Origin of the sequence: Pseudomonas sp. GM18 (assembly GCF_000282195.1) — a bacterium.
In the GTDB taxonomy this organism is placed as follows: Bacteria; Pseudomonadota; Gammaproteobacteria; order Pseudomonadales; family Pseudomonadaceae; genus Aquipseudomonas.
The window spans coordinates 18,116-32,178 of record NZ_AKJT01000094.1; the positions used below are offsets into that span (position 1 = coordinate 18,116).

Annotated in this window: 14 protein-coding genes; 9 read left to right on the forward strand and 5 right to left on the reverse strand. The window is 59.3% G+C overall.

Translation table 11 applies throughout. The features are described 5' to 3' along the window. The first annotated feature begins 8 nt into the window (after nt 1-8). The 6 genes from nuoJ (at nt 9) to PMI21_RS05220 (ending at nt 6,173) form a co-directional block, all read left to right on the forward strand. Nucleotides 9-512, forward strand: a complete 504-nt coding sequence (gene nuoJ / locus PMI21_RS05245) for an NADH-quinone oxidoreductase subunit J (RefSeq protein ID WP_007940878.1) — start codon at nt 9-11, stop codon at nt 510-512. A gap of 2 nt (nt 513-514) precedes the next feature. Continuing rightward, on the forward strand, nt 515-823 hold the full coding sequence (nuoK, locus tag PMI21_RS05240) for an NADH-quinone oxidoreductase subunit NuoK (protein WP_007940879.1): 309 nt from the start codon (nt 515-517) through the stop codon (nt 821-823). Further along, nucleotides 820-2,673 carry an NADH-quinone oxidoreductase subunit L gene (nuoL, locus tag PMI21_RS05235; protein WP_007940880.1) on the forward strand — a complete coding sequence of 618 codons (1,854 nt, stop codon included), beginning with the start codon at nt 820-822 and terminating at the stop codon, nt 2,671-2,673. The genes nuoK and nuoL overlap by 4 nt, the downstream gene beginning before the upstream one ends. Before the next feature lie 40 nt (nt 2,674-2,713). Further along, entirely contained in the window at nt 2,714-4,246 is a 1,533-nt protein-coding gene (gene nuoM / locus PMI21_RS05230; RefSeq protein WP_007940881.1) for an NADH-quinone oxidoreductase subunit M, read from the forward strand. Nucleotides 4,247-4,253: 7 nt separating this feature from the next. Continuing rightward, entirely contained in the window at nt 4,254-5,717 is a 1,464-nt protein-coding gene (nuoN, locus tag PMI21_RS05225) for an NADH-quinone oxidoreductase subunit NuoN (protein ID WP_007940882.1), read from the forward strand. 168 nt (nt 5,718-5,885) lie between these two features. Further along, nucleotides 5,886-6,173 carry a type II toxin-antitoxin system Phd/YefM family antitoxin gene (locus PMI21_RS05220; protein WP_081499534.1) on the forward strand — a complete coding sequence of 96 codons (288 nt, stop codon included), beginning with the start codon at nt 5,886-5,888 and terminating at the stop codon, nt 6,171-6,173. Nucleotides 6,174-6,178: 5 nt separating this feature from the next. On the opposite strand, the gene PMI21_RS05215 is transcribed toward PMI21_RS05220, so the two are convergent. Further along, on the reverse strand, nt 6,179-6,643 hold the full coding sequence (locus PMI21_RS05215) for a GNAT family N-acetyltransferase (RefSeq protein ID WP_007940885.1): 465 nt from the start codon (nt 6,641-6,643) through the stop codon (nt 6,179-6,181). Nucleotides 6,644-7,017: 374 nt separating this feature from the next. On the opposite strand from PMI21_RS05215, the gene PMI21_RS05210 reads away from it, so the two are divergent. From PMI21_RS05210 to PMI21_RS05200, 3 genes are all read left to right on the forward strand, one after another. Then, nucleotides 7,018-7,368 carry a toxin gene (locus PMI21_RS05210; RefSeq protein ID WP_007940886.1) on the forward strand — a complete coding sequence of 117 codons (351 nt, stop codon included), beginning with the start codon at nt 7,018-7,020 and terminating at the stop codon, nt 7,366-7,368. After that, the gene (locus PMI21_RS05205; protein WP_007940887.1) at nt 7,358-7,672 is read left to right on the forward strand and encodes a helix-turn-helix domain-containing protein; all 315 of its coding nucleotides are present in this window, start codon (nt 7,358-7,360) and stop codon (nt 7,670-7,672) included. The genes PMI21_RS05210 and PMI21_RS05205 overlap by 11 nt, the downstream gene beginning before the upstream one ends. Before the next feature lie 175 nt (nt 7,673-7,847). Next, complete coding sequence (locus tag PMI21_RS05200) at nt 7,848-9,173, forward strand: OprD family porin (protein ID WP_007940888.1); 1,326 nt, start codon at nt 7,848-7,850, stop codon at nt 9,171-9,173. A 240-nt stretch (nt 9,174-9,413) separates the two neighbouring features. Here PMI21_RS05200 and PMI21_RS05195 read toward each other — a convergent pair whose 3' ends face one another. From PMI21_RS05195 to PMI21_RS05180, 4 genes are all read right to left on the reverse strand, one after another. Then, complete coding sequence (locus tag PMI21_RS05195) at nt 9,414-9,794, reverse strand: DUF6124 family protein (RefSeq protein WP_007940889.1); 381 nt, start codon at nt 9,792-9,794, stop codon at nt 9,414-9,416. A gap of 357 nt (nt 9,795-10,151) precedes the next feature. Beyond that, complete coding sequence (locus tag PMI21_RS05190) at nt 10,152-10,484, reverse strand: DUF2790 domain-containing protein (RefSeq protein WP_033064189.1); 333 nt, start codon at nt 10,482-10,484, stop codon at nt 10,152-10,154. A gap of 79 nt (nt 10,485-10,563) precedes the next feature. Then, nucleotides 10,564-10,764 carry a co-regulatory protein PtrA N-terminal domain-containing protein gene (locus tag PMI21_RS05185; protein ID WP_007940891.1) on the reverse strand — a complete coding sequence of 67 codons (201 nt, stop codon included), beginning with the start codon at nt 10,762-10,764 and terminating at the stop codon, nt 10,564-10,566. Between the two features lie 120 nt (nt 10,765-10,884). Beyond that, entirely contained in the window at nt 10,885-14,037 is a 3,153-nt protein-coding gene (locus PMI21_RS05180) for a CusA/CzcA family heavy metal efflux RND transporter (RefSeq protein ID WP_007940893.1), read from the reverse strand. Nucleotides 14,038-14,063: the final 26 nt, after the last annotated feature.

Consider the following 14,063-nt stretch of genomic DNA (forward strand, 5'->3'; position numbering starts at 1 on the left):
GAAGAACGATGGAATTCGCTTTCTATTTCGCATCGGGTGTCGCTGTTGTGTCCACGCTTCGCGTGATCACCAACACCAACCCCGTGCACGCCCTGCTCTACCTGATCATTTCGCTGATCGCCGTGGCCATGACGTTCTTCGCCCTTGGCGCACCGTTTGCCGGTGTACTGGAAGTGATCGCCTACGCCGGCGCCATCATGGTGCTGTTCGTGTTCGTGGTGATGATGCTGAACCTGGGCCCGGCCTCGGTTCAGCAAGAGCGCGTCTGGCTCAAGCCCGGTATCTGGCTGGGCCCGGTCGTACTCGGCGCCCTGCTGCTGGCTGAACTGCTGTATGTGCTGTTCAGCCACTCCAGCGGCCAGGCCCTCGGCCACACCACCGTAGACGCCAAGGCCGTGGGCATCAGCCTGTTCGGTCCTTATCTGCTGGTGGTCGAACTCGCCTCGATGCTGCTGCTCGCCGCAGCCGTCACGGCGTTCCACTTGGGCCGCAACGAAGCCAAGGAGCAATGACGATGCCTGCTATCCCTTTGGAGCATGGTCTGGCGGTCGCCGGCATCCTGTTCTGCCTCGGTCTGGTCGGCCTGATGGTCCGGCGCAACATTCTCTTCGTGCTGATGAGCCTGGAGGTCATGATGAATGCCTCCGCGTTGGCGTTCATCGTTGCCGGTAGCCGCTGGGCGCAGCCGGATGGACAGATCATGTTCATTCTGGTGATCAGCCTGGCAGCCGCCGAGGCCAGTATCGGCCTGGCGATTCTGTTGCAGCTGTATCGCCGCTTCCACACTCTCGATATCGACGCTGCCAGCGAGATGCGCGGATGAACCTTCTCTATCTGACTTTCCTGTTCCCCCTGATCGGTTTTGTGCTGCTGGCGTTCTCCCGGGGACGCCTCTCGGAAAACCTCTCGGCGCTGATCGGCGTCGGCTCCATCGGCCTGTCGGCGATCGTCGCGGCCTATGTGATCTGGCAGTTCAACGTTGCGCCACCGCAAGGTGGTCACTACAGCCTGATGCTGTGGCAATGGATGGCGGTGGAAGGCTTTACGCCGACCTTCACCCTCTACCTGGACGGCCTGTCCGTGACCATGCTCGGCGTGGTGGTGGGCGTGGGCTTCCTGATCCACCTGTTCGCGTCCTGGTATATGCGCGGTGAAGCCGGTTACTCGCGCTTCTTCGCCTACACCAACCTGTTTATCGCCAGCATGCTGTTCCTGGTCCTGGCCGATAACCTGTTGTTCGTGTACTTCGGCTGGGAAGGCGTGGGCCTGTGCTCGTACCTGTTGATCGGTTTCTACTACAGCAACCGCAACAACGGTAACGCGGCACTCAAAGCCTTCATCGTGACCCGGGTCGGCGACGTGTTCATGGCCATCGGCCTGTTCATCCTGTTCCAACAGTTGGGCACGCTGAACATCCAGGAACTGCTGGTCAAGGCGCCTGAGCACTTCAAGGCCGGCGACTTCTGGATCGTTCTGGCGACCCTGATGCTGCTGGGCGGCGCTGTCGGTAAATCTGCGCAACTGCCGCTGCAAACCTGGCTGGCGGATGCAATGGCCGGCCCTACTCCGGTTTCGGCACTGATCCACGCCGCGACCATGGTAACCGCCGGTGTCTACCTGATCGCCCGTACCCACGGTCTGTTCGCACTGGCGCCGGACATCCTGCACCTGGTAGGTGTCGTGGGTGGCGTGACGCTGGTGCTGGCAGGTTTTGCCGCACTGGTTCAGACCGACATCAAACGTATCCTCGCCTACTCGACCATGAGCCAGATCGGCTACATGTTCCTGGCCCTGGGCGTGGGTGCATGGGATGGCGCGATCTTCCACCTGATGACCCACGCCTTCTTCAAGGCGCTGCTGTTCCTTGCATCCGGCTCGGTGATCGTTGCCTGCCACCACGAGCAGAACATCTTCAAGATGGGCGGCCTGTGGAAGAAACTGCCACTGGCCTACGCCAGCTTCATCGTCGGCGGCGCGGCCCTGGCGGCCTTGCCTCTGGTGACCGCGGGCTTCTACTCCAAGGATGAAATCCTCTGGGAAGCGTTCGCCAGCGGTAACGAAGGCCTGCTTTATGCCGGTCTGGTCGGTGCCTTCATGACGTCGCTGTACACCTTCCGCCTGATCTTCATCACGTTCCACGGTGAAGCGAAGACCGAAGCCCATGCCGGTCACGGCATTGCTCACTGGCTGCCGCTGTCGGTGCTGATCGTCCTGTCGACGTTCGTCGGCGCGATGATCGTTCCACCGCTGCACGGTGTGTTGCCGGAAAGCGTCGGCCATGCCGGCGGCGAAGCCAAGCACAGCCTGGAAATCGCTTCGGGTGCCATCGCCCTGTCCGGTATCCTGCTGGCCGCGCTGCTGTTCCTCGGCAAGCGTCGCTTCGTCACGGCCATCGCCAACAGCGGCGTCGGCCGCTTCCTTTCGGCCTGGTGGTTCGCTGCCTGGGGCTTCGACTGGATCTACGACAAACTGTTCGTCAAGCCATACCTTGCGATCAGCCACATTCTGCGCAAAGACCCGCTCGACCAGACCATCGGTCTGATCCCGCGTATGGCCAAAGGCGGTCACACCGCCCTGAGCCGCACCGAGACCGGTCAACTGCGTTGGTATGCCGCCTCGATGGCTGCTGGTGCCGTGCTGGTAATCGGCGCCGTCGTGCTGGTAGCGGTCTGACTATGAACCTTGCGAACTTGCGAAAGGAAACGAGCCCGTCATGATTCTGCCATGGCTAATCCTGATCCCCTTCATCGGCGGCCTGCTGTGCTGGATGGGTGAGCGCTTCGGCGCCACCCTCCCCCGCTGGATTGCGCTGATCACCATGTCCCTGCTGCTCTCCCTCGGCCTCTGGCTGTGGGCCAACGGTGACTATTCATTTGCTCCGGCACCGGGTGCCGATCCGACCTGGGTGATTGAGTTCAAACACGTCTGGATCCAGCGCTTCGGCATCAACGTGCACCTGGCCCTCGACGGCCTGTCGCTGTTGATGATCCTGCTGACCGGCCTGCTGGGTGTCCTCTCGGTACTCTGTTCCTGGAAAGAAATTCAGCGTCACGTGGGCTTCTTCCACCTGAACCTGATGTGGATCCTGGGCGGTGTCGTCGGCGTGTTCCTCGCCCTCGACCTGTTCATGTTCTTCTTCTTCTGGGAAATGATGCTGGTGCCGATGTACTTCCTCATCGCGCTCTGGGGTCACAGTTCTTCGGACGGCAAGAAAACCCGGATCTACGCGGCGACCAAGTTCTTCATCTTCACTCAGGCTTCCGGCCTGATCATGTTGGTGGCGATCCTGGGCCTGGTACTGGTCAACTTCAACGACACCGGCGTGATTACCTTCAACTACGCCGATCTGTTGAAAACCAAGATGTCGCAGACCACCGAGTACATCCTGATGCTCGGCTTCTTCATCGCCTTCGCGGTCAAGCTGCCCGTCGTACCGTTCCACTCATGGTTGCCTGATGCGCACGCCCAGGCACCGACCGCGGGTTCCGTGGACCTGGCCGGTATCTTGCTGAAGACCGCGGCGTATGGCCTGCTGCGTTTCGCCCTGCCGCTGTTCCCGAATGCCTCGGCCGAGTTCGCGCCGTTCGCCATGACCCTGGGTCTGATCGGGATCTTCTACGGTGCGTTCCTGGCTTTCGCGCAAACCGACATCAAGCGTCTGATTGCCTTCTCGTCCGTTTCCCACATGGGCTTCGTACTGATCGGCATCTACTCCGGCAGCCAACTGGCGCTGCAGGGCGCGGTAATGCAAATGCTGGCGCACGGTCTGTCGGCCGCGGCACTCTTTATCCTCTCCGGTCAGCTGTACGAGCGCACCCACACCCGTGATATGCGCGAGATGGGTGGCCTGTGGTCGAAGATCGCCTACCTGCCGGCCCTCAGCCTGTTCTTTGCAGCGGCGTCGTTGGGCTTGCCGGCGACCGGTAACTTTGTCGGTGAGTTCCTGATCCTGATCGGCACCTTCGCCAGCGCGCCATGGGTCACCGTGATCGCCACGTCCGGCCTGGTGTTCGGTTCGGTCTACTCGCTGATCATGGTCCACCGTGCCTTCTTCGGCCCGTCGAAATCCGACGCGGTGCTGCACGGCATGGACGGTCGCGAACTGATCATGGTGGTTGGGCTTGCGGCACTGCTGCTTTACATCGGCGTGTACCCGCAACCGTTCCTCGATACCTCTGCCGCGACGATGCATGGCGTGCAGCAGTGGCTCGGCACCGCCTTCACTCAACTCGCTTCGGCCCGGTAAGAGCGCTATGGAATTCACGACTCAACACTTTATCGCGCTTGCGCCGTTGTTGATCACCAGCGCCACGATCATCGTGGTGATGCTGGCTATCGCCTGGCGCCGCAACCACTCACAGACCTTCCTGCTGTCGGTGGCAGGTCTTAACCTGGCCTTGCTGTCGATCCTGCCAGCCCTGAAAGTCGCGCCACTGGCCGTGACTCCGTTGCTGCAGATCGACACCTTCGCCTGCCTGTACATGGCGCTGATCCTGGTCGCCACCCTCGCCTGTGTGACCCTCGCCCACGCCTACCTGGGCGATGGCGGTACGGGCTACCCAGGCAACCGTGAAGAACTTTACCTGCTGATCCTGATGTCCGCCGCCGGCGGCCTGGTGTTGGTCAGCGCGCAGCACCTGGCCGGCTTGTTCGTCGGCCTGGAGCTGCTCTCGGTACCGGTCTACGGTCTGGTGGCTTACGCCTTCTTCAACAAACGTTCGCTGGAAGCCGGCATCAAGTACATGGTGCTGTCGGCCGCCGGTTCCGCGTTTCTGTTGTTCGGCATGGCCCTGCTCTACGCCGAAGCCGGCAGCCTGAGCTTCAACGGCATCGGTCAGGCTCTGGCGGCCACCGGCCTGCCTAGCCCGATCGCGCAACTGGGCCTGGGCATGATGCTGATCGGCCTGGCGTTCAAACTGTCGCTGGTACCGTTCCACCTCTGGACCCCGGACGTTTACGAAGGGGCTCCGGCACCCGTTGCAGCGTTCCTGGCCACGGCCTCCAAAGTGGCTGTGTTCGCGGTGATGGTGCGTCTGTTCCAGATCTCGCCAGCGGCGAGCAGTGGCGTACTGAGCAACGTGCTGACCATCATCGCCATCGCGTCGATCCTGTTCGGTAACCTGCTGGCACTGACCCAGAGCAACCTCAAGCGTCTGCTGGGTTACTCGTCCATCGCGCACTTCGGTTACCTGCTGATCGCCCTGGTGGCGAGCAAGGGCCTGGCCGTGGAAGCCATCGGCGTGTACCTGGTCACCTACGTGATCACCAGCCTCGGCGCGTTCGGTGTGATTACCCTGATGTCCTCGCCGTACAGCGGCCGTGACGCGGATGCCCTGTACGAATACCGTGGCCTGTTCTGGCGCCGTCCGTACCTGACCGCCGTCCTGACCGTGATGATGCTGTCCCTGGCCGGTATTCCGCTGACCGCGGGCTTCATCGGCAAGTTCTACATCATCGCCACCGGCGTCGAGTCGCACCAATGGTGGCTGGTCGGCTCCCTGGTACTGGGCAGCGCCATCGGCGTCTTCTACTACCTGCGTGTGATGGTCACCCTGTACCTGATGGAACCGAACCTGCGTCGCCACGATGCGCAACTGCACTGGGAACAACGTGCAGGTGGCGTGATGCTGCTGGCGATCGCCGTACTGGCGTTCTTCCTCGGCCTGTACCCACAACCGCTGCTAAACCTGGTTCAACAGTCGGGGTTGGCGGGTTGATCGCATAGCGACACTCGGTAGAAAACAGAAACGGCACCTTCGGGTGCCGTTTTTGCGTTTGTAGGATTTGTTACTGCAGCCCTCCCCTCCTTCTGCAATCCCCGAAACCTCGCGCGGGAATGTCCGTTTCGTCCTACATCCAGCACTGCGCACTTGGCTCTATCTTGAATGACTGACTGGATCGATAAATCAACGCGAGAAATAACAATGAACCGTGACATCGTCGTTCCGTTGGCAGAAGCAAAAAACAATCTGTCCAAACTCGTCGATGACGCGGCCGCCGGGCAGATCATCACAATTGCCAAACATGGTCGGGCTCTTGCGCGTCTGGTTCCGGTAGGCAAAACCCGCAGTCAACGGTTCGGTGCGATGAAAGGCAAACTGGTGCTTCCCGAAGACTTTGACGCCTCACTGCCGGACGACATGCTCGATGCTTTTCAAGGCACTCAAAAATGAAGCCGTCACAGTTTCTTCACCATGGGAACGCAGGCCAGTTGAAGACCGGAGGGGGAATGGTAAACCGCAGTTTTCTCCCCAATGTAACCACAGCGTCGATAAAAATCGGCGGCATTCAAAGTCGCATCCAGACGGACTTCCACCAGGCCAAGATCCCGCGCCAGATCTTCGAGAAAGCTCACGACGCGCTTGCCCAAGCCTCGCTGCATAAAGTCAGGATGTATAAAGATTGCACCGATTTCGCGGTTCTCCAGATCCAGCATGCCTGTCGCCACGGGCTCACTCTCAACACACCCCAGATAGAAGTACTTTTCCATGAGTGCGCAGTAACCGTCCTCAGCTGACCCCGATGTCCAGGTCAGCATTTGCTTTTCGGTATAGGCACCGATGCATTGATGTCGGATGGCTAGCAGCCGTATGTCGAATGCAGTCTGGGCGTCGCTTTGGGTGGCTTTTCTAATTTCGAACATTTCACTCTCCATCAGCAATGTGCAGACGGAGAATCAAAAAGCCCCGTCCATCTCTGGCGGGGCTTTGGGTAACACGTCAAATGCCGAGCACGTATGACCTTATGGCCCGCCGGAAGCGGTCATAGAGGAACACATCATGTTCATTCGGCGTTGATCATTCATCGGCAGATAGTGCTGTGGGTGAGCCGATGAGTCAATTGCGAAGTCCCCTTCCCCCAGCATTACTCGAAAATTCTCACCGGCCTGGTCGCTTCGTCCTACAGGCGTTTTTACGACCGGGGTCTACCTTGAAAACGAGGGACGAAAAGGATGGCTTCGATGCCTTGACCTATTCGATTATCAAGACAACACTATACGCAGGTGACGTACAGAACATGGATGCTCTTTTTATCGAATTACCTGCGTTTCAGAAACACCGAGACGATTACCTGGATGACGATCTGTTCCGCAGCTTTCAGTTGGAGCTGCTGAAAAACCCTGAAGCGGGCGATCTCATTGAAGGTACGGGCGGGCTGCGAAAAATCCGCTTTTTCGATCAACGTCGCGGTAAAGGCAAGCGTAGCGGGCTTAGGGTGATTTATTACTGGTGGTCAGGTTTCGATCAATTCTGGCTGTTCACCGTGTATAGCAAAAATGAGCAAGACGACCTGTCGCCTTCCCAGAAAAAACTTTTCAGACAAACGCTGGATAGAGAAATCAACACGAGAACCCACTATGAAACGTGACATTTTTTCCGAACTGATGGAAGGCCTCGAAGCCTTGGCCGACGAGCGCCAAGGCAAGGTCACGCTGCGGACCCACAAGGTCAAGCTGCCGAAACTGGTACCCATCACTGCCGAGGAAGTGGTAGCCATCCGTCAACAGCTCAATCTTTCCCGGTCGGTCTTCGCCATGTATCTACGCACCAACACCCGAACTCTAGAGAACTGGGAACAGGGACGGGCAACACCAAATGCCCAAGCCACGACACTGATCCGCTTGGTTGAACGCTTTCCGCAGACGATCGAACAACTCGCAGCGCTGACCTGAACGTGCAGGTTGTCATTCCACGCACATGACGAAATTGTAATTCCAGCATCACCTTGGCGTTATCCGCAGCCTGCAACGATGTCACCCGGCGACCATGCCGGCGGGCCCTTGCCCGTCGAACAATAAAACCCACGCCGAAGCACGTTCCCGTTCTGCCGAACCCAAGGAGTGATTGATGGTTAACAATACAAAAATGTCGATAGCCGCTTTAGCTGTGGTTGTCGGGTCCGGGCCGTCCATGGTGTTTGCGGAAGAAAAACCCGAGGGGTTTATCGAGGGCAGCAGCCTGACGGTGCTCAACCGCAACTTGTACTTCAATCGTGATCACCGTGACGGCCAGTCGAGTCCCACCGGCAATGGTTATTCCGAGGCCTGGGCTCACGCGGTTATCAGCAAGTTCGAATCCGGCTTTACCCAAGGCACCGTCGGGGTCGGGGTCGATGCGTTTGCGATGATCGGCTTGAAACTCGATACCGGTGACGGGCGCAACGGTGGCCGTAGTTCTTTCGACGTGTTGCCGGTCGACAGCGATGGTCAGGCGCGGGATGAATACACCAAGGTCGGTGGCGCCGCCAAAGTGCGCGCCTTCGATACCGTGATCAAGGTCGGCGATGTGTTCCCCGCCAACCCGGTGGTTGCGGCGGGTGACTCCCGACTGTTGCCGGAAAGCTTCCGGGGTGTCACGGCCACCAACACCAGTATCGAAGGTCTGTCGGTACAGGGCGGTCGCCTGCATGCGATGAGCCAACCGGTGTCCAGCAACATGCGCGAAAACTTCGCGACCTTCTACGCCGGTCCAGTCAATTCACCGTGGGTCGGCTATTTCGGTGGCGACTACACGCTGAACAAAAACCTCAGTTTCAGCCTGTATTCCAGTCGCCTCAAGGACGCCTGGAATCAGTACTACGCCGGCACCGCATGGACTTATCCGCTGTCGGATGACCTGTCGCTGTTCGGTGGCCTGAACTATTACAAGGCGGTCGACGAAGGCAAACAACTGCTCGGCGAGTTCGACAACAACATCTGGAGCGGCCGCGTCGGGGTGAAACTCGGCGCCCACTCCGTTGCCTTGTCGCACCAGCGCAACAACGGTAACGACGACTTCGATTACCTGCGCCAGTCCGACTCGATCTTCCTCGACAACTCCATCCAGTACAGCGACTTCAACTCGCCCAAGGAACGTTCGTGGATGGTGCGTTACGACCTCGACATGAGCAGCTATGGCGTGCCGGGTTTGTCGTTCATGACCCGTTACGCCCGTGGCACCGACGCCGACTATTCCAACGCCAACGCCGTGTACATGCGCCGCGATGCCGACGGCAACCCGCTGACTGACCAGAAGCGCTGGGAGCGCGACATCGAAGTCAAATACGTGGTGCAGAGCGGCTCGCTGAAAGACATGTCTCTGCGTCTGCGCCAGGCCACCACCCGCGCCACGGCGTTTGAGTCGGATCTGGATGAAGTGCGGGTGATTGTCGAGTATCCGCTGGCGATTCTCTGACTTCACTGTTTTGCAAATTCACCTTTAGAAGCTCCTTGCTCCTTTGGTAAGAGGTGAATCTTTTGGCGCCCTTCGGGGCGCCTTTTTTATTTGCGCCTGAATGAAGTACCTGTAGGCGCTGCCGAAGGCTCGGGCCGCGTTCGGACGATCTCTTGATTTTGCTTTTCAAGATCAAGATCAAAAGATCGTCCGAACGCGGCCCGAGCCTTCGGCAGCTCCAGGGGTTGCGTTGCGGGAGAGTTACTCAGCCGGCTGGACGTTATCCAACGCCTGATTCACCGCCAACTCCCCCAACATCACCACTTGCGCAATGCCCAGCAAAGTCTTGCGGTGGGTGCCTTCCAGCAGTGCGGCGAAGTCACCGAGCATGACTGTGGCCGAGGACAATGACTCACTGGCATTGGCCAGCAGGGATTCGGTGTCGGCTTTGGGATTGGCGAAATACATCTGGTTGGGGGTGTAGGGCGTGGCCATGACGTGGGCGGTAGGGTTCAGGTAGTAATCGAGCGCACGTTCGGCAGCTTCGTGGAGTTTTTTGGAGTCGATGGTGGTGTAGGGGGATGTTGGGTCGGTGTCCGTAGCTGTGTTTGCTTCGGGAGGGTTCGGCGTTGGCTTTTTCATGTTGTTGTTACTCTGCTAGATGGTGAAGCTGCCCATTCGGTTCCAATCGAAAGGTGGCAGCTGTACGCAGGCTGGAACCCGGGCAACAGAGCAAACCCGACAGACTCGAAGTCTCCCGCGCACAGCCGCCATAACGGAGTGCACACCATGAAGGTGCGCAAGCATACGTCATGAAAGGTGCTTTTGCTTTCTGTTGAGCCGCGGGGTTCCAATCCCGATCGCTGAATTGGCAGCGACGAATACAGGCTAGAGAGCGGGCGTCCGACGGACAACCTGAAAACATTGTGGGAAGCGTCTGTACTTGCGCCACATCCGTTAAACATTCCGAATTGAAATACGCACTGTGTAGGAGCAGTGTCAGCTGCCGCCATTGCGGCAATCGCCAGCCACGGTGTATTTGATGGTGTTGAGTTGGCCCTTTGAATCTTCATAGGTCATGGCTGTAGGCACCACGGCACAAGCAACTTGCGGCCGCACAACGCTGACCACTTTGACCACATCCAGTTTCATCCCGTATTCGTAGTCTTTCACCACCGGCGCAGGTTTGCCCTGGTCGGCCGCGTATTGCTCCATGGCTTTGACGTTGGCACTCAACGCCCTCTCAAACGTCCGGTCACCGCCGCCTTCTGCCAGCGCACTCAACGACATCGCCATCACACCGACGAACGCCATCAACTTAAAAACTTTCATATCCAATACCTTCAAATCCAGGCTCAAAAAAAAGCCCACCATCGGCATTCGATGACGGGCTAGTTCAGGTGCGACACGCTTACAAGTCTTTGGTCTTGTCGTCCTTCTTTTCATTCAACACGACGGGGTTGCGCGCCTGTTCTTTGGCAACAAACGCCTCCATCGAACGGTCATTGGCCGCCATCATTTTTTCGAAAGCTCTGTCGCCGCCACCTTCAGCCAAAACAACAGAAGACATCACCAACGCCGCAGCAAACGCACTCAGTTGTACAAGTTTCATGTTTGATTCCTCGTTTAATTAACTAACGAGGTCAAGGTAACAATCCGAACCTTTCATGACGGTGGCGCGCAAATTACATATCCGTTATGTGGCCACAGGGGATATGTCTGAAACATTGGCTTATGGGGTGGGACTCACCTCCTCATCCCGCCGATGCGCCAACTGATACAGCGCGGGCAGTATCAGCAGCGTGAGGATGGTCGAGGACAGAATCCCGCCAATCACCACCGTCGCCAACGGACGTTGCACCTCGGCACCCGTGCCGGTCGCCAAAGCCATGGGAATGAAGCCCAGGGACGCGACCAGCGCCGTCATCAACACCGGGCGTAGACGCGTGAGCGCTCCCTCATTGATCGCATCACTGAGTGAACGCCCCTCCTCCCGCAAATTGCGGATAAACGCGATCATCACCAAGCCGTTGAGCACCGCCACCCCCGAAAGCGCAATGAAACCGACGCCCGCCGAGATCGACAGCGGAATGTCCCGCAGCCACAACGCCATGACGCCACCCGTCAACGCAAACGGAATCCCGGTGAACACCAGCAAGCCGTCCTTGAGGTTGTTGAACATCATGAACAGCAGCCCGAACACCAACAGCAAGGCCACCGGCACCACGATCTGCAAGCGCTTGGCCGCCGACTGCAACTGCTCGAACTGCCCGCCCCAATTGGTCCAGTAACCCGCCGGAACCTGAACATCGCGCTCGATCACCTCTCCGGCCTCTTTAACGAAGGAGCCAATATCCCGCCCACGCACGTTGGCGCTGACGATCACCAGCCGCTTGCCGTTTTCGCGGCTAACCTGATTCGGCCCGAGCACCAGATCAAGGCTGGCGACGTCCTTGAGGGCAATGAAACCAATCTGATCGGCCGCGCCATTCAGGGGCGCTGGCACCGGAATCAACAACGCCGACAAACCTTCGATGTCCTTGCGCATGGCATCGGACAAACGCACCACCATGTCGAAACGCCGATCGCCTTCATACAGTGTCCCGGCCTGGCGCCCGCCGACCGCCACCGCAATGGTGTCTTGCACGTCGCCGACGTTGAGCCCGTAACGCGCCGCCTTGTCGCGGTCGATGTTGATGGTCAGCACCGGCAGGCCGGTGGTTTGCTCGACCTTGACCTCGGATGCGCCGTTGACCTTCTGCATGGCGGTGGCGATCTTCGCCGCCGTGGCGTTGAGCACGTCCATGTCATCCCCGAACACCTTGACCGCCACATCGCTGCGCACACCGGAGATCAGTTCGTTGAAGCGCAACTGGATCGGCTGCGACAGTTCATAGTTGCTGCCCGGCAGCGTCGCGGCGGCTTGTTGCAGTTCGGCCATCAGAGTCTCGCGGGACTTGCCCGGATCCGGCCACTGCTCTTTCGGCTTGAGCATCACGTAGCTGTCGGAGATGTTCGGCGGCATCGGGTCGGAGGCGATTTCGGCGGTGCCGGTACGGGCGAACACGCGCTCGACTTCCGGCACCTTGTTGAGGATCAAGGTCTCCAGACGCTGCTGCATATCCACCGATTGCGTGAGGCTGGTGCCCGGCACGCGTAACGCTTGCAAGGCAAAATCGCCCTCACTGAGGCTTGGCACAAACTCGCTGCCCATGCGGCTGGTGAGCACGCCGCTGAGCACAATCACAGCCAGCGCCGCACTCACCGCCATGGCGCGATGGGACATCACCCACGCCAGCGCCGGCGCATAAACGCGACGCGCGACGCGCATGACCACGCCCTCTTCTTCCTTGACCTTGCCGGTGACAAACAGCGCGATGGCCGCCGGCACAAAGGTCACCGACAACAGCATGGCGCCCAACAGCGCGATGACCACCGTAAAGGCCATCGGGTGGAACATTTTTCCTTCGACACCGCTCAGGGCGAAGATTGGCAGGTACACGACCATGATGATCAACTGGCCGAAAATCAGCGGCCGCCGCGCTTCTTTGGCGGCCGCGAATACTTCGTGGAAACGCTCGGAGCGGCTCAGCAAACGCCCGTGATGTTGCTGCGCATGGGCCAGCCGTCGCAGGGTGTTTTCGACGATCACCACCGCGCCGTCGACGATGATGCCGAAGTCGAGGGCGCCGAGGCTCATCAGGTTGGCGCTGACTTTGTTGGTGAACATGCCGGTGAAGGTGAACAGCATCGACAGCGGAATGACCATCGCGGTGATCAACGCCGCGCGGATGTTGCCCAGGAACAGGAACAGAATCGCGATGACCAGAATCGCCCCTTCCACCAGGTTCTTTTTCACCGTGGCGATGGCCTTGTCCACCAGGTGCGTGCGGTCATACACCGGCACCGCGATCACGCCTTTGGGCAGGGAACGATTGATCTGTTCAAGCCTGGTCGCCACTGCCTGGGAGACCGTTCGGCTGTTTTCGCCGATCAGCATGAACACCGTGCCCAGTACCACTTCGCGACCGTTTTCGGTGGCGGCACCGGTACGCAGTTCGCGGCCGATGTCTACGGTCGCGACGTTCTTGATCCGGATCGGCGTCCCGTCGACATTGGCCATCACGATATTGGCGATGTCGTCGGTGCTCGCCACTTGCCCGGGCGCGCGAATCAGCAACTGCTCGCCGCTGCGCTCGATGTAACCGGCGCCGACGTTGGCGTTGTTGCGCTCCAGCGCCGTGACCAGATCGGTGAGGGTCAGTTTGTAAGCCGCCAGCCGTTTCGGGTCGGGGGCGATCTGGTATTCCTTGGCGAATCCGCCGATGGTGTTGATCTCGGCCACACCGGGCACGTTGCGCAATTGCGGCTTGATGATCCAGTCCTGAATCACCCGCAAATCGGTTGGCGTGTAGGCGGTTCCATCGTCCTTCAGCGCACCGTCCTGCGCCTCCACCGTCCACAGGAAAATCTCCCCGAGCCCGGTGGAAATCGGCCCCATCAGCGCTTGCGCACCCTCGGGCAATTGCTCCCTGGCGATCTGCAAGCGCTCGTTGACCAATTGCCGGGCGAAGAACAGATCGGTGCCGTCCTTGAAGATCACCGTGACTTGCGACAGCCCCGAACGCGACAGCGAACGGGTCTGCTCCAGCGCCGGCAAACCGGCCATGGCGGTTTCAATCGGGAAGGTGATGCGCTGCTCGGTTTCCAGCGGCGAGAACCCGGCCGCGCCGGTGTTGATTTGCACCTGGACGTTGGTGATGTCGGGCACGGCGTCGATCGGCAGTTTTTGGTAACTGGCGATGCCGAGGCCGGCCATGAGGAGAACGGCGAGCAGCACGATGATGCGCTGCTCGATGGCAAACTGGATCAGGCGTTCGAACATGAGAACCTTCCGGTCGAGGTTGACGG